Consider the following 18,135-nt stretch of genomic DNA (forward strand, 5'->3'; position numbering starts at 1 on the left):
CCCGCCCCGGTCGCCGCCGCTCCGGCCCCGGCCGCCCCGGCGCCCGCGCCGGCCGCTCCGGCTCCGGTGACCCCGGCCGCGCCCGCCCCCGCCGCGGCCGCCACCGACGAGGGCGCCTACGTCACCCCGCTGGTGCGCAAGCTCGCCGCGGAGAACGGCGTCGACCTGGGCTCCGTCAAGGGCACCGGCGTCGGCGGCCGTATCCGCAAGCAGGACGTCATCGCCGCCGCCGAGGCCGCGAAGGCCGCCGCCGCCGCTCCGGCTCCCGCCGCCGCAGCCGCTCCGGCCAAGAAGGCGCCGGCCCTGGAGGCCTCTCCGCTCCGCGGCCAGACCGTCAAGATGCCGCGCATCCGCAAGGTCATCGGCGACAACATGGTCAAGGCGCTGCACGAGCAGGCGCAGCTGTCCTCGGTCGTCGAGGTCGACGTCACGCGTCTGATGAAGCTGCGTGCCAAGGCGAAGGACTCCTTCGCGGCCCGTGAGGGCGTCAAGCTCTCTCCGATGCCGTTCTTCGTGAAGGCGGCGGCCCAGGCGCTGAAGGCCCACCCGGTCATCAACGCCAAGATCAACGAGGCCGAGGGCACGATCACCTACTTCGACTCCGAGAGCATCGGAATCGCGGTGGACTCCGAGAAGGGCCTGATGACCCCGGTCATCAAGCACGCGGGCGACCTGAACATCGCCGGCATCGCGAAGGCCACGGCGGAGCTGGCCGGCAAGGTCCGCGCCAACAAGATCACCCCGGACGAGCTGTCCGGTGCGACCTTCACCATCTCCAACACGGGTTCGCGCGGCGCGCTCTTCGACACGATCATCGTGCCGCCGGGCCAGGTCGCGATCCTCGGCATCGGTGCCACGGTCAAGCGCCCGGCGGTCATCGAGACCGAGGAGGGCACGGTCATCGGCGTCCGCGACATGACCTACCTGACCCTCTCCTACGACCACCGTCTGGTGGACGGCGCCGACGCGGCCCGTTACCTGACCGCGGTCAAGGCGATCCTGGAGGCGGGCGAGTTCGAGGTCGAGCTCGGCCTCTGACCTTCCGATCAGCCCGCACGGCGCCCCGCCCGGATCTCCTCCCGGCGGGGCGCCGTCGCATTGTGCAGCAAAGGGCTGACCGCGCCGCCCCAAAAGGGGCGCGGGGCTGAATCGACTTGCGGCTCCGCCGCGTGGGCGCGATCAACCCCCACTGACCCGCACCCGCGAACAACAGTCGAGCCCGAGCTCATAGGCGCCCCCGCCCGACCACCGGAGGTGTAAGTCTCGTCTCACCTGCACGAAAAGCACCCTCGTCGGCCCCACCCGCGGAGCGAACCGGCCGTATTGTCTAAACGTCAAACGCCCCAGGGGCCGATGGGCGGCCCCTCCCTAAGGAGCCCTCATGACCGCGCCCGTCGTCCACTCGCTGCGCGAACAGATCCGCGAGCACATCGTGGAGGGGATCGTCAGCGGGCGCTGGAAGCCGGGCGAGCGGATCGTGGAGCGACGGATCGCGACCGAGCTGGAGGTCAGCCAGACGCCGGTGCGGGAGGCGCTGCGCGAGCTGGAGTCGCTGCGGCTGATCGAGTCCGCGCCGAACAAGGGCGTGCGGGTGCGCAACCTGACGGCGGCCGACCTGGAGGAGAGCTACCCGGTCCGGGCCGGCCTGGAGGCGATCGCGGCGGAGCTGGCCGCGGAGAAGCTGGCGGAGGACTGCTCGGCCCTGGAACCGCACGTCGTCGCCCTCTACGACGCCGACCGCAACGCCGACGGCACGGGCCAGGTACGGCACACGGTCGCCTTCCACCGTGAACTGGTGCGCGCCGCGGGCAACTCGGTGCTGCTGCACACCTGGGAGGGCCTGGGCATCGAGGTGTTCACGGCGCTGTCGATCCGCTGGCTGGGGACGGTGCAGCAGTCGTACGCGGAGGAGCACGAGGAGCTCGTCCAGGCGTTCCGCAGGCGTGACCCGAGGATCGCGGAACTGGTGAAGGCGCATGTGCTGGGGTGCGCGCCGCGGGCCTGACACAGCCGAGCATACGTACGCTCACCTGCGGAAACCCCCGAAAATCACGGCACCGGGTGCCCGTTCGAAAGGCACCGCGTGCCTACTTTCTCGTAATCGAGAAGTTTTGCCTGCAAGCCTTTGATCGATCATCGATCAGGGAGTTAGAGTCACCGGCGGGCCACGCGGCGGAAGCCGCACGGTGTTACCGCACCAGGGCCCTCAGCCCTGTCCTGCCAAAGACCAAGGGCACCCCCGAACCCTTTACCGATGAGGGAACCCCCTTCGACTGAGGAAGGCGGCGACATGACCGACCCCAACGCCATCCAGCCGAGCGAGCTCGACCAGCTCCCCGACCGGGACCCCGAGGAGACCGCCGAATGGCAGGCCTCCCTGGACGCGGTCGCCAAGGCGGCGGGCCCGCACCGTGCCGCGTACCTGATGCGCCGCACGCTGGAGCGCGCGGAGGGCACCGGTATCGCGCTGCCCAAGCTCCTCGAGACGGACTACGTCAACACCATCCCCACCGCCGCCGAGCCGGGCGTGCCCGGTGACGAGGAGATGGAGCGCAGGATCACCGCGTGGAACCGCTGGAACGCGGCCGCGATGGTCACCCGGGGCGCGAAACACGGCGTCGGCGGCCACATCGCCACCTTCGCCTCCGCGGCCTGGCTGTACGAGACCGGCTTCAACCACTTCTTCAAGGGCAAGGAGGCCGACGGCTCGGGCGACCAGCTCTACATCCAGGGCCACGCCTCCCCCGGCATCTACGCCCGCGCCTTCCTCGACGGCCGGCTGACCGAGGCACACCTCGACAACTTCCGCCAGGAGGCCGGCGGCAGCGGCCTGCCCTCGTACCCGCATCCGCGGCGCCTGCCCTGGCTCTGGGAGTTCCCGACGGTCTCCATGGGCCTCGGCCCGCTGTCGGCGATCTACCAGGCCCGCTTCAACCGCTATCTGACGGCGCGCGGCATCAAGGACGTCTCCTCGTCCCACGTCTGGGCGTTCCTCGGCGACGGCGAGATGGACGAGCCGGAGTCGACGGCGGCACTCGCACTCGCCAGCCGTGAGGGCCTGGACAACCTCACCTTCGTCATCAACTGCAACCTGCAGCGTCTCGACGGCCCGGTCCGCGCGAACTTCAAGATCGTGCAGGAGCTGGAGGCCCAGTTCCGCGGTGCGGGCTGGAACGTCGTGAAGACGCTGTGGGGCACGGCCTGGGACGAGCTGTTCCAGCTCGACACCACGGGCGCGCTGGTACGCCGGCTGCGCGAGGTACCGGACGCCCAGGTGCAGACGTACCAGACGCGCGACGCGGCCTACATCCGCGAGGACTTCTTCGGCAAGGACCCGGCGCTCGCCGAGATGGCGAAGCTGCTGAGCGACGACAAGATCCTCGAGTGCTTCCACCTCTCGCGCGGCGGCCACGAGGCCCGCAAGGTCTACGCCGCCTACAAGGCCGCCCTCGACCACAAGGGCTCCCCGACCGTGATCCTGGCCCAGACCGTCAAGGGCTACACGCTCGGTGAGGGCTTCGCGTCGAAGAACGCCAACCACCAGATGAAGAAGCTGACGGTGGACGAGTTCAAGAAGATGCGTGACCTTCTCGAACTCCCCATCTCGGACAGCCAGTTCGTCGACGGTCAGGTGCCCTACGGCCACCCGGGCGCCGACTCCCCCGAGGTCCGCTACCTCCAGGAGCGGCGCGCCGCTCTCGGCGGCCCGGCCCCGGCCCGCCGTACGCACGCGCTCGCCCCCCTGCCCGCCCCCGCCGAGAAGGCCTTCGCCTCCTTCGACAAGGGCTCCGGCACGCAGAACGTGGCCACCACCATGGCCTTCGTACGCCTGATCAAGGACCTGGTCCGCGACAAGGAGACCGGCAAGCGCTGGGTGCCGATCGTCCCCGACGAGGCGCGCACCTTCGGCATGGAGTCGCTGTTCCCGTCCCTCGGGATCTACTCCCCCAAGGGCCAGACGTACGAGCCGGTCGACCGCGACCAGCTGATGTACTACAAGGAGGCCAAGAACGGCCAGATCCTCAACGAGGGGATCACCGAGGCCGGTTCGATGGCCGACTTCATCGCCGCGTCCACCGCGTACGCCACGCACGGCGAGGCGATGATCCCGTTCTACATCTTCTACTCGATGTTCGGCTGGCAGCGTACGGCCGACCAGATGTGGCAGCTCGGCGACCAGCTCGGCCGCGGCTTCCTGGTCGGTGCGACGGCCGGCCGTACGACCCTGACGGGCGAGGGCCTGCAGCACGCCGACGGCCACTCGCCGGTGATCGCCGCGACGAACCCGGCGGCGCTGACGTACGACCCGGCGTTCGCGTACGAGGTGGCGACGATCGTCAAGGACGGTCTGCGCCGGATGTACGGCGAGGCGGCGCCGGGCGAGGACCCGAACGTCTTCTACTACCTCACCGTCTACAACGAGCCGCTGCCGCAGCCCGCGAAGCCGGCCGGCCTCGGCATCGACGAGGGCATCGTCAAGGGCCTGTACCGCTTCAACACGGCGGAGTCGGCCGGGCTCTCGCCGGTGGCCAACGCCCCGCGCATCCAGCTGCTGGGTTCCGGTACGGCGATCCACTGGGTGCTGGAGGCGCAGAAGCTGCTCGCGCAGGAGTGGGGCATCGCGGCCGACGTCTGGTCGGCGACCTCCTGGACGGAGCTGCGGCGCGACGCCCTGGAGGCCGACGCGGCCCTGCTGCGGGGCGAGGAGCGGGTGCCGTACGTCCGTCAGGCGCTGCACGGCGCGGAGGGCCCGGTGCTGGCCGTCTCCGACTACATGCGGCAGGTTCCGGACCAGATCGCGCAGTGGGTGGACCAGGACTACTCCTCGCTGGGCGCGGACGGCTTCGGTCTGTCGGACACCCGTGAGGCGGCCCGCCGGCACTTCGGCGTCGACGCCCAGTCGATCGTCGTGGCCGCCCTGGCCCAGCTGGCCCGCCGCGGCGAGGTGAAGGCGACTGCCGTGAAGGAAGCCCGGGAGAAGTACGGGCTGTAGGCCCGGCGGTGGTGAAGGGGCCCCGGCGGCTGGCCGTGGGCCCCTTCACGGCTTTCCGGTCGCTTGTCGGCTGCGGGCCGGTGGGGGCCGATCGCGCTCACGCGGCGCAGCCGCATATCGATACAGCCCCGCGCCCTCAAAAGCAGGTCCGCCCAGGCGTGCCCTTCTTTTAGGGTTGCGGGGAACTGCGCGACCAGCCACATCCGGGCCCGCACCCGACCACGTACCCCACCCGCAGAGCCTCGGCAGAATGAACGCATGCGTGCCGCCCGCCTCATCAAGATGGTGCTCCTTCTGCAGTCCCGGCCCTCCATGACCGCCGCCGAGCTCGCTCGGGAGCTGGAGGTGTCCGAGCGGACCGTCACACGGGATGCGCAGGCGTTGTCGGAGGCCGGGGTCCCGGTGTACGCGGACCGGGGCCGCGCCGGCGGGTACCGGCTCATCGGCGGCTACCGCACCCGGCTGACCGGGCTGGCGCGCGGTGAGGCCGAGGCGCTGTTCCTGTCCGGTGTGCCGGGGGCGCTGCGGGAGATGGGGCTGGAGGACGCGGCCTCGGCGGCCCGGCTGAAGGTGTCGGCGGCGCTGCTGCCCTCCCTGCGCGACGCCTCGAAGAGCGCCGCGCAGCGCTTCCACCTGGACGCGCCGAACTGGTTCACGGAGCCGAAGGCACCCGAGCTGCTGCCCGCCGTGGCCGATGCCGTGTGGGACGACCGCCGGATCACCGCCCGCTACCGGAGCCGGGAGACCGAGGTGGAGCGGGAACTGGAGCCCTACGGACTCGTGCTGAAGGCGGGGGTCTGGTACGTGTGTGCGCGGGTGGCGCAGGACCATGGGCCGTACCGCGTCTACCGGATCGACCGGTTCACGGCGGTGGCCGCCTCCGCGGAGCGTTTCGTACGCGAGGAGGAGTTCGACCTTCCCGCCTTCTGGGAGGAACGGGCCGAGCAGTTCGCGCGGTCGATCCTGCGGGCCGAGGTCGTGGTGCGGCTGTCGGCGGCCGGGGCGCGGAGACTGCCGTACGCCGTCGATCCCGTCTCCGCCCGGGAGGCACTGGCGGCCGCTGGCACCCCGGACGAGGGCGGTTGGCTGACCGTCACGCTCCCCGTGGAGTCCGAGGAGGTCGCCCATGCGCAGCTCGCGGGGCTCGGCCCGGAGGTGGAGGTGCTGGCGCCGGACAGCCTGCGGGCGCGTTTCGCCGACGACGCGGCACGGCTGGGCCTGCTGTACGGGACATAACAATCCGCCACACTCCACGTGCGCCCCACCCGTCCAGGGCCGATGCTGGACCCGTGATGGAAGAGTCGGAGTTCTGGGAGCTGGTGGACGCCGCCCGCGAGGCCGCCGAGGGCGACCCCGAGGAGCAGGCGGACCTGCTGGTGGAGCGGCTTGTGGAGCTCGACCCGGAGACGGTCCTGGACTTCGCCCGGCACTTCGAGTCCCGCTACAACCGGGCGTACAGCTGGGATCTGTGGGGTGCCGCCTGGGTGCTGCTCGACGGGGCGAGCGACGACGCCTTCGACTTCTTCCGGTGCTGGCTGATCGGACAGGGGCGGGAGGTGTACGAGGGGGCCGTGCACCAGCCCGACGCCCTGGCCGACCTCCTGGACGACTTCGACGAGGAGATCGACGGGGACGGGGAGGAACTGGGCTACGCGGCGGACGAGGCCTACGAGCAGCTCACCGGTACCGTCGCCCCCGACCTGGGCATCCCGGCCGCGGCCTCCGAGCCGGCGGGCACGCCGCTCGACTTCGAGAACGAGCGGGTGCTGGCGGAGCGCTACCCGAAACTGTGGGAACGGTTCCGGGAGTGACGTTTCACCGGTTCACTGGGACCAGCGGTCCGGTGGGACCGGTTCGATGAGGGGGACCATGGCTCGAATCCCGTACCCGGAGCGGCCGTCCGACGCCGTCGCCCGGCTGCCCGTGCCGCTCAACGCCTTCCGCATGCTCTCGCACGCCCCGCCGCTGACGGGCCCGGCGATCGAGCTGGGCCTGGCCGTACTGCGCGAGTCGACGCTTTCGGTCCGGTTGCGCGAGCTGGTCGTGATGGCGGTCGCGGCCGCGACGCAGTGCGCGTACGGGTCCGTCCAGCACCGCCCGATCGCCCTGAACGCGGGGGTGACGCCCGAGCAGCTGGCGGCGGTGGCCGAACGGCGCGCCGACGGGCCGGAGTTCGACGAGCCCGAGTCGGCGGCACTGAGGGCGGCCTTCGAGCTGGTGTCCCGGCACACCCTGTCCGAGGGCACGCTGGCGGCTCTTCGCGCGTGCTTCACCGACCGGCAGGTGGTCGAGATCGTCACCACGACCGGCTACTACGTCATGCTGGCGGGCCTGCTGAACGGGCTCGGGGTGGACATCGACCCGTCCGGGGAGCAGTTCCTGGGACTCGTGGGCGGCACCCCCGACTGAGAGTCAGGCCGTCCGCCCAGGTCGCCCCGCGATCTCCCCGCGCCGACCGGCCTGCGTTTGGGCTGGGGGTCCGGGGGTCATCCCCCGGAAAATGCAGCACCGACCGGCAGGTGGTCGAGATCGTCACCACCACTGGCTACTACATCATGCCGGCGGGCCTGCTGAACGGGCTCGGGGTGGACATCGACCCGTCCGGAGAGCAGTTCCTGGGACTCGCGGGCGGCACCCCCGACTGAGAGTCAGGCCGTCCGCCCAGGTCGCCCCGCGATCTCCCCGCGCCGACCGGCCTGCGTTTGGGCTGGGGCCCCACGACCGGCTACTACATCATGCCGGCGGGCCTGCTGAACGGGCTCGGGGTGGACATCTACCCGTCCGGGGAGCAGTTCCTGGGACTCGCGGGCGGCACCCCCGACTGAGGGTCAGGCCGTGCGCCGGCGGGTCGGGTTCGAGGGGATGTACGCCTGCGTCTGCTCGGCCTTGACCGCGTGGTACATCGGCGCGGCGTTGGCCTGGTCGAGCGCGGACGCGGTGACGGCGGCCGGGCCCAGGACGGCGGCCGCGGCCGCGCAGAGCGCCGCCCAGGGGCCGTGGGCGGTCCGGGAGCGGGCCTCGGTCTTGTGCGTGGTGTTGCTGTGACTGTTCACTTCCCCACCTCCAGTCAGTGCGTGTGCATGACGATAGGGAGGGCGCCTCGGGAAGATCCGTGAGGCGGCTACGAGAATCCTGTGAGGGTCCGCCCATGACCAGCCCGTACGTAAGGGAGATCACGCGCGAGGAACACCTGGCCCGGCTGCGGCGGTACCCCGACGCGAGCCACCTCCAGTTCCCCGAGTGGGGCGATGTGAAGCCCGACCGGCAGGCGGAGAGCGTCGGTTGGTTCGAGGGCAGGACGGGGACCGGTCGCGGCTGTATCTCGCCGAGTACGACGGCGAGGTGCTCTCCGCCGCGCTCATGATCAACGTCGGTTCCCGCGCCTGGCACTCCTACGCCGCGTCCGGCCGCCGAGGGCGTGAACTGCGGCCCAGCAGCTCGCTGTTGTGGCGGATGCTGTGCGACGCGCGGGCGGCGGGTGTCACGACGGACGACCTGCGCTCCGTCGCCCCAGTCCTCACGGGGAACCGGCTGCTGAACCGCCTCCGTTTCACCGACGGGCGTGGGCGGCCGGGCGGTGGAGTACCTCGGCGAGTGGAAGCGCCCGGTGGGCAGCCGGGGCAAGGTGCTGCAGCGGGCGCTGGGGGCGTATCTCGGCGCAGGTGAGGACGGGCCCGCCATCGCGGGCGGTGAAGGTGCCGAGGGCGGCGATACCCGTGGCGCGGGGCCGGCTGGGTGTGCCGGCCGGGTTTCGAGCCCGGGTGTCCGATGCCGTCCGTGCACCGGGCCGGTCCGAGGCCGCCGGCCAGCCCCGGCAGGCAGACGAGCGGCATGCGCGGGAGACGGGCGGCCCCGCCGCTTGGGCGCGGCGCGCGTGACGGGGGGCTCGCGGTCTTCGGGCGGGCAGGGCTCCGCTCTCGGCCGGATCCGCTCCGTCCGCGATGTGTGCTGTGCCACCCGGTGGAACCATCGTCCTGGTCCGGGGCGTTTCTCCTCATGCACGCGCGCGTGGCTGATCACTGGGGCCGTCCCGCGCGTACTAAGGGGTCTGAGAGAAAGGCGGCTCTGTGGACCTGCTCGACATCCTGCTGTTGCTGGTGGTCGTGGCCTACGCGGCATCGGGCTACCGGCGCGGACTGGTGGCCGGCTGTGTCTCGCTCGCCGGGTTCGTGGGCGGCGCGGTGCTCGGCGTGTGGATCCTGCCCTGGATGATGGACCTGGTGACGGCGGGCACGGCCCAGGCGACGGTGACCGCGGTGCTGACCGTGCTGCTCCCTGCCGTCGTGGTCCACGAGCTGGCGGGGCGTCTCGCGCTCAGGCTGCGCCGGGAACTGGACCGGGGTCCGCTCAGGGTGGCCGACGGGGTCGGCGGTGCGGCGGCCAACTCGGTCGCCGTGCTGATCGTGGCCTGGGTCGCCGCGAGCGTCCTGGGCGCCTCCTCGTCGCCGCTGCTCACGACCGCGATCCGGGACTCGGCGCTGCTCGGTGCCGTGCAGGACGCCATGCCGGACACCACCCCCGCCTGGTTCTCCCGGGCCACCTCCGCGCTCACCCAGGCGGGCTTCCCGCAGGTGTTCAACCCGTTCGAGAACGAGTCGACGGCCGAGGTCGCCAAGCCCACCGGCGACAGCGTCACGGCGAGCGCCACCGACGCGGCCAAGCGCAGCACGGTGAAGATCGAGGGCGTCTCCGGCACCCAGGGCCGCGAGGGCAGCGGGTTCGTGTACGCCCGCGACCATGTGATGACCAACGCGCACGTGGTGGCCGGCATCAACGACCCGAACGTGCGGATCGGCGGGGTGGGGAGGACGTACGAGGCACGGGTGGTGCTCTTCGACCCCAACAGGGACGTGGCCGTTCTGTATGTGCCCGGGCTGGGCGCGCCGGTCCTGAAGTTCGACGACGGCGCCGCCCGCGGCGACTCGGCGGTCGTGGCCGGCTATCCGCAGGACGGCGACCTCAACCTCCAGGCGGCGACGGTCGCGAACCGGGTGCAGGCGACCGGCCAGAACATCTACAGCGATGCCACGGTGACCCGCGAGATCTACTCGATCCGCTCGACCGTCCGCCCCGGCAACTCCGGCGGCCCTCTGCTGACGACCGACGGCCGCGTCTACGGCGTGGTCTTCGCCCGCTCGACGTCCGACAACGAGACGGGTTACGTCCTGACGGCGGCGGAGGTGGCCTCCGACGCCCGGCGCGCGGAGAACGCGACGGCGTCGGTGGACACGGGCGACCTGGTCACGTCGTAGGGCGGGCGGGTCACAGACTGCACCCCATGAGCACGTCGTCGACGTACTCGCCCTCCAGCAGGAACTCGCCGGGCAGGATCCCCTCGACGACGAACCCCTCGGCCTCGTACAGCTTGCGGGCCGGGGTGTTGTGGCCGAGGACGCGCAGCGTGAGCCGGCGCGCGCCCTGATTGCGGGCCTCCTCCCGCACCGCCCGCAGCAGCGCCCGCCCGACGCCGACGCCCCGCGCCTGCTCGGCGACGACGAGGCCCTGGATCTGCCGGACGTGGGCGTTGCAGACGAGCGGGGTGGGATGGGCCAGCCGGATGTAGCCGACGACCTCCCCGTCGAGCTCCGCGACCAGATGGTCCCGGGGCCCGAAGCGCTCGTTGTAGAAGGGCTCGTACGGCGGTTGGGGGCGCGGCTGCACGGAGTGCAGCGGGGACCAGGTGACACGGTCGAGGCGCCCCAGTGTCTCCTCGTCGCCGAGGGTTGCGTGGCGTATGAACGGAACCGGCATGACGGCCACCTTATGAGTCCGCCGAGCAGAATGGGCCCATGGAACGTTCCCGAATCGCGGTGGCCGGTGCGTCCGGGCTCATCGGCGGCGCCCTGGTGCGGTCCCTGACCGCGGACGGGCACGAGGTGGTACGGCTGGTGCGCCGGGCGCCCCGGGCGAAGGACGAGGTCCGCTGGGACCCGGAGGGCGGGCGCGTGGATCCCGCCGCGCTCGCCGGGTGCGACGTCGTGGTGAACCTCGCCGGCGCCGGTGTGGGCGACCACCGCTGGACGGACGAGTACAAGACGCGGATCCGCAGCAGCCGGGTGCTCGGCACCGCCGCGCTGGCCGGGGCGATCGCCGCGCTGGACGTGAAGCCGCGGGTGTTCGTGAACGGCAGCGCGATGGGCTACTACGGGGAGACCGGCGACCGGGCGGTCGACGAGAGCGCACCGCCCGGGAGCGGGTTCCTGCCGGAGCTGTGCGTGGAGTGGGAGGGCGCCGCGGCCCCCGCGCGGGAGGCGGGCGTACGGACGGTGTTCACCCGTACGGGCCTCGTCGTGGCCCGCGGCGGCGGCGCCTGGGGCCGGCTGTTCCCGCTGTTCAAGGCGGGCCTCGGCGGACGCATGGGCGACGGCCGCCAGTACTGGTCGTACATCGCGCTGCACGACGAGGTGGCCGCCATCCGCCATCTGATCGACGCCGACCTGTCCGGACCGTTCAACCTCACGGCCCCGAACCCGCTCACCAACCGCGAGATCACCACAGCCATGGGCCGCGTACTGCACCGCCCGACACTGTTCCCCGTACCGGCCCCCGTACTGCGAACCGCGCTCGGCGAAATGGCCGGGGACGTCCTCGGCAGCGCACGGGTCCTGCCGAAACGACTCCTGGAGTCCGGCTTCACGTTCACGTTCCCGGACATCGAAGGGGCACTCAAAGCCGCGCTCACACAGCCGTAGGGCTCAACACGGTCACGGGACGCGCCCTGCACCCGCCAACGCTGCGCCCGCACTGCGGACCGCGCTCGGCAAAATGGCCTGGTGACGTGCTCGGCAGCGCACGCGCCACGAGGCCATGGGCCACGTACTGCGCCGGTCAACGCTGTCTCCGCACCCACACCCATACTGCGAACCAAGCGCGGCGAAACGGCCAGGGACGTCCTCGGCACCGCACGCGTACTGCCGAAACGACTCCCGGAGCCCAGCTTCACCTTCGCGGCCCCCGACATCGAAGGAGCCCTCAAAGCCGCGCTCACGGGGCCGTAGGACGGAGGCGCCACAAGGCCATGGGCCACCTACTGCGCCGGCCGACCCTGTCTCCGCACCCACACCCACACTGCGAACCAAGCGCGGCGAAACGGCCAGGGACGTCCTCGGCACCGCACGCGTGCTGCCGAAACGACTCCCGGAGCCCAGCTTCACCTTCGCGGCCCCCGACATCGAAGGAGCCCTCAAAGCCGCGCTCACGGGGCCGTAGGACAGAGGCGCCCCGAGGCCATGGGCCACGTACTGCGCCGGTCAACGCCGTCTCCGCACCCACACCCACACTGCGGACCATGCGCGGCGAGACGGCCGGGGGACGTGCTCGGCAGCGCACGCGTGATGCGGAAGCGGCTGCTGGAGTCCGGCTCGTTCCCGGACATCGAAGGGGCACTCACGGCCGCGCTTGCGGAGCCGTAGGGCTCGGGCGGCCGGAGGCGTAAGAATGAAGGTGTGAGCGTATGCGACCGTTGTGCGACCGTGCTCTGTTCATGCGCGACTGCACTTGACCGATCGCGGCCCTAACCTCGACCCGAACTCGGGTATCCCCGGAGCCAGTTGGGGGCATGACGTCTCCACCGGCCGCGCAACCTCGAGGAGGGGCACGTGCTTGAGCCCGCGTACCAGGCGGACGTCGTGATCGTGGGAGCCGGGGTTGCCGGACTCTCCGCCGCGCATCGGCTGACCAGCGCAGGAGTGACGACCGCGGTCCTGGAGGCCGCCCCTTGCGTGGGGGGCCGCATGTCGACGGAGAAGGTCGACGGGTTCCGGCTCGACCGGATCGGCCAACTGCTGTCCACGGCGTATCCCGAGCTACGGCTCACCCCCGGGCTGGACGCGCTCGTGCTGCGCCCGTTCGCGCCCGGCGTTCTGCTGCACAGCGACGGACGCCACCACCCCGCGGGCGCCCCGGCGGCCGCGGGGGGCGCAAGGGGCGCACTCCATGCCGTACGCGCCCTCGCGAGCGCCCCTACCAAGAGCGCCTCCCGGACCGCGGCCCCGCTCGGCACCGCCGTGGACCAGGCCCGCCTCGGCAACGCCCTGTCCCGGCTCGCCACGCTCCCCATCGAACGCCTGCTGTCCCGTCCGGAGTTGCCCGCCGCCCAGGCCCTCACGGCCCGCGGTGTCCCCGCCCGCACGGTCGACAGCTTCCTGCGCCCGCTGCTGGCCGCCCTGCTCTGCGACCCGGACCTGACCACCTCCAGCCGGTGCGCCGATCTGGCGCTGCGCGCCTTCGCATGCGGGCGCCTGTGCCTGCCGGAGGGCGGCGCCGAGATGCTCCCGGAGCTGCTCGCCCGAGCCCTGCCGCCCGGCACGGTCCACACCGGCGTCCGCGTCACCTCGGTCTCGACCAGCGCCGTCACGACCGCCGAACACGGCGAGATCCGCTGCCGCGCGGTCCTTCTGGCGACGGACGCCCGCGCCGCCGCCGACCTGCTCCCCGGCTTGCGCGTACCGGACTTCCACCCACTGACCGTCCTTCACCACACCACGGACGAGCCCCCGACCACCGGCGCCTCCCTCCTCCTGGACGCCGACCGCAGCGGCCCGGTCGCCCACACCGCGATCGTCAGCGCGGTGGACCCGAGCCGCGCCCCCGCGGGCCGCGCCCTCATCTCCTCCACGGTCCTCGGCCCACCCCCACCGGAACTGGACACCGCCGTACGCATGCACCTCTCCCGCCTCTACGGCACCCCCACCGCCCGCTGGGAAACCCTCGCCGTCCACCACACCCCCGAGGCCGTCCCCGCCATGCGCCCCCCACACGACCTGCGCCGCCCCGTACGCCTCCTGGCAGGCCTCTACGTCTGCGGCGACCACCGAGCCACCAGCACAGTCCAGGGAGCCCTCCACTCGGCCCACAGGGCCACGACAGCCATCCTCACGGACCTGGGAGCAGCGGGCTCGATGCACCGGGCAGACCCACCAAGCAGCGCAGTCAAGCAGGCAGCGTGAGCAACCGCGCCCCGTCAGGGGCGCGGGGAACTGCGCGAGAAACCACGACGATCGCCGCACGAGACACAGGGCACCCGGAGTTACGGCGAATAGTCACCCAAGTGCCGCGACCTTGTCGCGATACCCCCGCACAGGCGCCGCATCCTTGTACGGCTCCAACCGCCGCTCGAACTCCCGCACATATTCGACCGCCCGCACAGACCGCATCTCCGCCGCAGCACTGGCCGCCTCCGCCCCCAACGCACAGGCCTGATCGAGCTCCCCCAGGCCCAGGCGGGCGGAGGCGAGCACCACCCGGCAGAACAGCCGGCTGCGCGCATACGCAGGCGCACGCAACTGCAGCGACCGCTCCGCATGCTGCGCAGCCGCACGGAACTGCTGCAGATCCCGGTGCGCGTGCCCGAACTCGTCGGCAAGCTGCGCCTCGTCGAAGAACCGCGCCCAGTAGGGCACCTCGTCACCGGATCGGGCGGCCTCCAGGGCCCGCTCCGCCCGTACCAGCGAGGCGGTGCAGTTGCGCACCTCGCCGAGCACCCCGTGCCCGCGCGCCTCGGCCGAGTGCAGCAGCGCCTGCACCACCGGCGGGGCATTGGTCCCGACGCCCTGCTGGGCGACCCGCGCCAGCTGCACGGCCTCCCGCCCGTGCCCCAGGTACACGGCCTGACGGCTCATGGTGACGAGCACGTAGGAGCCGTACGCGCGGTCCCCGGCCGCCTGGGAGAGCCGCAGTGCCTGCACGAAGTACCGCTGCGCGAGGCCATGCGCGGCGATGTCGTACGACGTCCAGCCAGCGAGCCGGGTCAGATCGGCGGCCGCGCCGAACAGCCGGCGGCCGGTCTGCTCGCCGTAGGTGCCGCGCAGCATCGGCTCGCACTCGTGCTCCAGGTAGCGCACCAGGGCCTGGCGGGCGTGGCCGCCGCCGTACTTGTCGTCGAGGGCGCGGAACAGTTCGCCGACCGAGCGGAGTGCGGCGATGTCGCCTGCGGTGACCTTCTGGCCGGGGCCGCGTTCGGCCTGGCCGCGCTGGCGGGGCACCACCGGGCGGCCCTGGGCGGGGACCCGGGCGGGCTGTTCGCCCCGGGCCACCTTGTCGTCGGCGCGGCCGATCAGCCAGTCCCGGCTGGGCACGACCAGACCGGCGGGCGTGAACGCGATCTTGCGGAGCTCGGCGTGCGAACCGGAGTCCTTGCGCCACAGGCCGCCGACGATGTCGACGGCCTCCTCGGGGGCCGCGGCGAACTCGAGCCCGGCGTACACCGGCGCACAGGCGTCGAGGCCGAGGTCCTGGGCGGTGAGGCGGCGGCCGAGGCGGCGGGTGAAGACCTCGGCGATCAGGGCGGGAGTGGTGCCGCGGGGCTGCTGCCCGCGCAGCCAGCGGGTGACCGACGTCTTGTCGTATCTGAGATCAAGCCCGTGTTCGAGGCCGAGCTGGTCGACTCGGCGGGCGAGACCCGCGTTGGAGAACCCGGCTTCTGCGATGAGCGCGGCGAGCTGGCGGTTGGGAGTGCGCTGCGCGGGTCGTTCCGTCATCTGCGGTGCGGTCTCCTGCCTTTCGGGCCTACCGGGACCTCATGTCGGCCCTGTGTGCCCGGATTGCCTGTGAGCAGCCCTTATGGCCTCTGTGAACGGCGCGAATGTAGCGGAGAGTGAGCAGGTGGTCGCACATTTCGACCCTCGTTCATCCGATCGTGTGAGGATTGGCCACGGGGCTGACGCAAGACGGTCAGTCGTACAGTGGCGTAGGCGCGTTTCGTGCCTTACGACCTTCTAGGGAGGCGCTTGCCGTGAGTGAGCTGCGGTTCGTCCGCATGGGATTCGGTACCGAGGCCGTCGAGTACCAGACGGCGTGGGACGAGCAACGCCGGGTGCACGCGGCCCGCTTCGCCGACGAGATCCCCGACACCGTGCTGCTCCTGGAGCACCCGCCGGTGTACACGGCGGGCCGCCGCACGGCGGACAGCGAACGCCCCCTGGACGGCACCCCCGTCATCGACGTGGACCGCGGCGGCAAGATCACCTGGCACGGCCCGGGCCAGTTGGTCGGCTACCCCATCCAGAAGCTCCCGCGCCCGGTGGACGTGGTGGCCCATGTACGGCGCCTGGAGGAGGCCCTGATCCGCACCTGCGCGGAGTTCGGGGTGGAGACCACGCGGGTCGAGGGCCGCAGCGGGGTGTGGGTCCTCGGCGATCCGGTGGAGCAGCGTCCGTCGCTCGGCGGGCTGTCCCTGGACTTCGACCCCCGTCTGCACGACGAGGAGTTCGACCCGCGGATGAACGGTCCGGAGTACGCGCCGTCCAACGCCGGCCAGCGCCGCGAGGACCGCAAGATCGCGGCGATCGGCATCCGCGTGGCCAAGGGCGTCACGATGCACGGCTTCGCACTGAACGTGAACCCGGACAACCGGTGGTTCGACCGCATCATCCCGTGCGGCATCCGCGACGCGGGCGTCGCCTCCCTCGCCGGCGAGCTGGGCCGCGACGTGACGATCGCGGAGGTGCTGCCGGTCGTGGAACGGCACTTGAGGGACGTACTGGAGAACGCGGACCTGAAGCCGCGGGAGATTGAACGGGCCTCTGCGTAACGAGGGGAATGCACCCCCGCTGCCCGAGGTTGCCCCAGGCGGAAGACCGCATACATCACGGGCGTACGCTGGTGTACGCCGACGAATCGAAGCTACAGGGAGCCGCTGTGTCCGCAGTCACCCCCGACGGACGCAAGATGCTGCGCCTGGAGGTCCGCAACAGCCAGACCCCCATCGAGCGCAAGCCCGAGTGGATCAAGACCCGGGCGAAAATGGGCCCCGAGTACACCAAGATGCAGAACCTCGTGAAGAGCGAGGGCCTGCACACGGTCTGCCAGGAAGCCGGCTGCCCGAACATCTACGAGTGCTGGGAGGACCGCGAGGCGACCTTCCTCATCGGCGGCGACCAGTGCACCCGGCGCTGCGACTTCTGCCAGATCGACACCGGCAAGCCCGAGGCCCTCGACCGTGACGAGCCGCGCCGCGTCGGCGAGTCCGTGGTCACCATGGACCTGAACTACGCCACCATCACCGGCGTCGCCCGCGACGACCTGGAGGACGGCGGCGCCTGGCTGTACGCGGAGACGGTCCGCCAGATCCACGCGCAGACCGCGGGCCGCGAGGCCGGGCGCACGAAGGTCGAACTGCTCGCCCCCGACTTCAACGCGATCCCCGAGCAGCTCGAAGAGGTCTTCTCCTCCCGGCCCGAGGTCTTCGCGCACAACGTCGAGACGGTCCCCCGGATCTTCAAGCGCATCCGCCCGGGCTTCCGCTACGACCGCTCGCTGAAGGTCATCACGGCCGCTCGCGACTACGGGCTCGTCACCAAGTCGAACCTCATCCTCGGCATGGGCGAGACCCGCGAGGAGGTCAGCGACGCGCTGCGGCAGCTGCACGAGGCGGGCTGCGAACTGGTCACCATCACCCAGTACCTGAGGCCCTCCGTGCGCCACCACCCCGTGGAGCGCTGGGTGAAGCCGCACGAGTTCGTTGAACTGAAGGAGGAGGCCGAGCAGATCGGCTTCTCCGGTGTGATGTCCGGCCCGCTGGTCCGGTCCTCCTACCGGGCCGGCCGGCTGTACCAGATGGCCGTCGAGAAGCGGGGCGCGTACGTCGCTTCGCAGGCCGTCTGAAGCCCGGACGAACCGCCGCCGGATGGCACGGAGTGCCACCACTCTGTGTGAATCTGGGCACAAGAAACTACCCGCCGGTAACGGCCGATTCGACGCGGTCCTGACAGTCCTCGCAGATGAGGGCCCATGTCAGGGCCGCGTCGCTGTTTGCGCTCGTCGCATCAAGGCTTCATGGGTGTTTGACCGGTCGGTCACGCCCTGGTAACACCAATCAGTGACGCTGGACTCACGCCACGTACACCAGCACCCAGTGCCCGTATCCCGAGGGGGGACCTCCACCATGCAGGCCGCGCCGGTTCGCGCCACCGCAATCCCGTCGTTCACCACTGCACTGCGTGCAGTCGAGTCGCTGCTCATGAGCAGTGGTCAGCGCACCGCCCGCCGCAACGCCTGGACCTCCGTCCTGGAGGACCGCCGCCGCGCCAAGGACCGGGTCGAGGCCCAGCGCGTCATGGAGCAGACCACCTTCGTCGTGCGCCCCTGAATCCCACCCTCCGGACAGTGCCGTCGTACGGCGCTCCCGGGGCCACGTAGACTTC

At 71.5% G+C, this 18,135-nt stretch carries 20 protein-coding genes and 1 pseudogene; 18 read left to right on the top strand and 3 right to left on the bottom strand.

The genetic code is table 11. From position 1 onward, the window contains the following. From sucB to ABD355_RS40965, 8 genes are all read left to right on the top strand, one after another. A partial coding sequence (gene sucB / locus ABD355_RS40930; RefSeq protein ID WP_344406301.1) for a 2-oxoglutarate dehydrogenase, E2 component, dihydrolipoamide succinyltransferase occupies positions 1 to 1,038 on the top strand: 1,038 nt, incomplete at its 5' end. A gap of 343 nt (positions 1,039 to 1,381) precedes the next feature. After that, positions 1,382 to 2,005: a GntR family transcriptional regulator gene (locus ABD355_RS40935; RefSeq protein WP_266954484.1), complete on the top strand. Its 624-nt coding sequence runs from the start codon at positions 1,382 to 1,384 to the stop codon at positions 2,003 to 2,005. Between the two features lie 285 nt (positions 2,006 to 2,290). Continuing rightward, positions 2,291 to 4,993: a pyruvate dehydrogenase (acetyl-transferring), homodimeric type gene (gene aceE, locus ABD355_RS40940; RefSeq protein WP_344406305.1), complete on the top strand. Its 2,703-nt coding sequence runs from the start codon at positions 2,291 to 2,293 to the stop codon at positions 4,991 to 4,993. A 258-nt stretch (positions 4,994 to 5,251) separates the two neighbouring features. Continuing rightward, entirely contained in the window at positions 5,252 to 6,229 is a 978-nt protein-coding gene (locus ABD355_RS40945; protein ID WP_344406306.1) for a helix-turn-helix transcriptional regulator, read from the top strand. Between the two features lie 56 nt (positions 6,230 to 6,285). Continuing rightward, on the top strand, positions 6,286 to 6,804 hold the full coding sequence (locus ABD355_RS40950) for a DUF4240 domain-containing protein (protein WP_344406706.1): 519 nt from the start codon (positions 6,286 to 6,288) through the stop codon (positions 6,802 to 6,804). A gap of 58 nt (positions 6,805 to 6,862) precedes the next feature. Beyond that, positions 6,863 to 7,402, top strand: a complete 540-nt coding sequence (locus ABD355_RS40955; protein WP_344406307.1) for a carboxymuconolactone decarboxylase family protein — start codon at positions 6,863 to 6,865, stop codon at positions 7,400 to 7,402. 110 nt (positions 7,403 to 7,512) lie between these two features. Next, entirely contained in the window at positions 7,513 to 7,638 is a 126-nt protein-coding gene (locus tag ABD355_RS40960; protein ID WP_344406308.1) for a hypothetical protein, read from the top strand. Between the two features lie 57 nt (positions 7,639 to 7,695). Next, a complete protein-coding gene (locus ABD355_RS40965; protein ID WP_344406310.1) occupies positions 7,696 to 7,818 on the top strand; it encodes a hypothetical protein in 123 nt (40 codons plus the stop codon). A 3-nt stretch (positions 7,819 to 7,821) separates the two neighbouring features. Here the strand turns inward: ABD355_RS40965 and ABD355_RS40970 are convergent, their stop codons facing one another. After that, the gene (locus ABD355_RS40970; RefSeq protein WP_344406311.1) at positions 7,822 to 8,046 is read right to left on the bottom strand and encodes a hypothetical protein; all 225 of its coding nucleotides are present in this window, start codon (positions 8,044 to 8,046) and stop codon (positions 7,822 to 7,824) included. Positions 8,047 to 8,141: 95 nt separating this feature from the next. Here ABD355_RS40970 and ABD355_RS40975 point away from each other — a divergent pair, with 95 nt between their 5' ends. The 3 genes from ABD355_RS40975 (at position 8,142) to ABD355_RS40985 (ending at position 10,245) form a co-directional block, all read left to right on the top strand. Next, a complete protein-coding gene (locus ABD355_RS40975; protein WP_344406737.1) occupies positions 8,142 to 8,357 on the top strand; it encodes a hypothetical protein in 216 nt (71 codons plus the stop codon). After that, on the top strand, positions 8,276 to 8,659 hold the full coding sequence (locus tag ABD355_RS40980) for a GNAT family N-acetyltransferase (protein ID WP_344406313.1): 384 nt from the start codon (positions 8,276 to 8,278) through the stop codon (positions 8,657 to 8,659). Before ABD355_RS40975 ends, ABD355_RS40980 begins: the two co-directional genes overlap by 82 nt. A gap of 401 nt (positions 8,660 to 9,060) precedes the next feature. Continuing rightward, positions 9,061 to 10,245: a MarP family serine protease gene (locus ABD355_RS40985; RefSeq protein WP_344406315.1), complete on the top strand. Its 1,185-nt coding sequence runs from the start codon at positions 9,061 to 9,063 to the stop codon at positions 10,243 to 10,245. 10 nt (positions 10,246 to 10,255) lie between these two features. Here ABD355_RS40985 and ABD355_RS40990 read toward each other — a convergent pair whose 3' ends face one another. Beyond that, positions 10,256 to 10,744, bottom strand: coding sequence for a GNAT family N-acetyltransferase (locus tag ABD355_RS40990; protein WP_344406316.1), 489 nt, complete (start codon positions 10,742 to 10,744; stop codon positions 10,256 to 10,258). Positions 10,745 to 10,782: 38 nt separating this feature from the next. Here ABD355_RS40990 and ABD355_RS40995 point away from each other — a divergent pair, with 38 nt between their 5' ends. From ABD355_RS40995 to ABD355_RS41015, 4 genes and pseudogenes are all read left to right on the top strand, one after another. Then, positions 10,783 to 11,685, top strand: a complete 903-nt coding sequence (locus ABD355_RS40995; protein WP_344406317.1) for a TIGR01777 family oxidoreductase — start codon at positions 10,783 to 10,785, stop codon at positions 11,683 to 11,685. Between the two features lie 81 nt (positions 11,686 to 11,766). Further along, positions 11,767 to 11,991, top strand: a complete 225-nt coding sequence (locus ABD355_RS41000; RefSeq protein WP_425585851.1) for a DUF1731 domain-containing protein — start codon at positions 11,767 to 11,769, stop codon at positions 11,989 to 11,991. Between the two features lie 67 nt (positions 11,992 to 12,058). Then, a pseudogene (locus ABD355_RS41005) lies at positions 12,059 to 12,202 on the top strand (DUF1731 domain-containing protein); the annotation flags it as partial. 389 nt (positions 12,203 to 12,591) lie between these two features. Further along, entirely contained in the window at positions 12,592 to 13,941 is a 1,350-nt protein-coding gene (locus ABD355_RS41015; RefSeq protein ID WP_344406318.1) for an NAD(P)/FAD-dependent oxidoreductase, read from the top strand. A gap of 93 nt (positions 13,942 to 14,034) precedes the next feature. On the opposite strand, the gene ABD355_RS41020 is transcribed toward ABD355_RS41015, so the two are convergent. Beyond that, complete coding sequence (locus tag ABD355_RS41020) at positions 14,035 to 15,471, bottom strand: NsdA family TPR-like regulatory protein (RefSeq protein WP_344406319.1); 1,437 nt, start codon at positions 15,469 to 15,471, stop codon at positions 14,035 to 14,037. Between the two features lie 254 nt (positions 15,472 to 15,725). Between ABD355_RS41020 and lipB the strand changes: the two genes are divergently transcribed. From lipB to ABD355_RS41035, 3 genes are all read left to right on the top strand, one after another. After that, the gene (gene lipB, locus ABD355_RS41025; RefSeq protein ID WP_344406320.1) at positions 15,726 to 16,523 is read left to right on the top strand and encodes a lipoyl(octanoyl) transferase LipB; all 798 of its coding nucleotides are present in this window, start codon (positions 15,726 to 15,728) and stop codon (positions 16,521 to 16,523) included. A 107-nt stretch (positions 16,524 to 16,630) separates the two neighbouring features. After that, a complete protein-coding gene (lipA, locus tag ABD355_RS41030; RefSeq protein WP_344406322.1) occupies positions 16,631 to 17,596 on the top strand; it encodes a lipoyl synthase in 966 nt (321 codons plus the stop codon). Positions 17,597 to 17,876: 280 nt separating this feature from the next. Then, positions 17,877 to 18,080, top strand: a complete 204-nt coding sequence (locus ABD355_RS41035; protein WP_344406323.1) for an SCO2195 family GlnR-regulated protein — start codon at positions 17,877 to 17,879, stop codon at positions 18,078 to 18,080. Positions 18,081 to 18,135 lie beyond the last annotated feature (55 nt).

The sequence above is a fragment of the Streptomyces longisporus genome (assembly GCF_039532765.1).
GTDB classification, from domain to species: Bacteria; Actinomycetota; Actinomycetes; order Streptomycetales; family Streptomycetaceae; genus Streptomyces; species Streptomyces longisporus.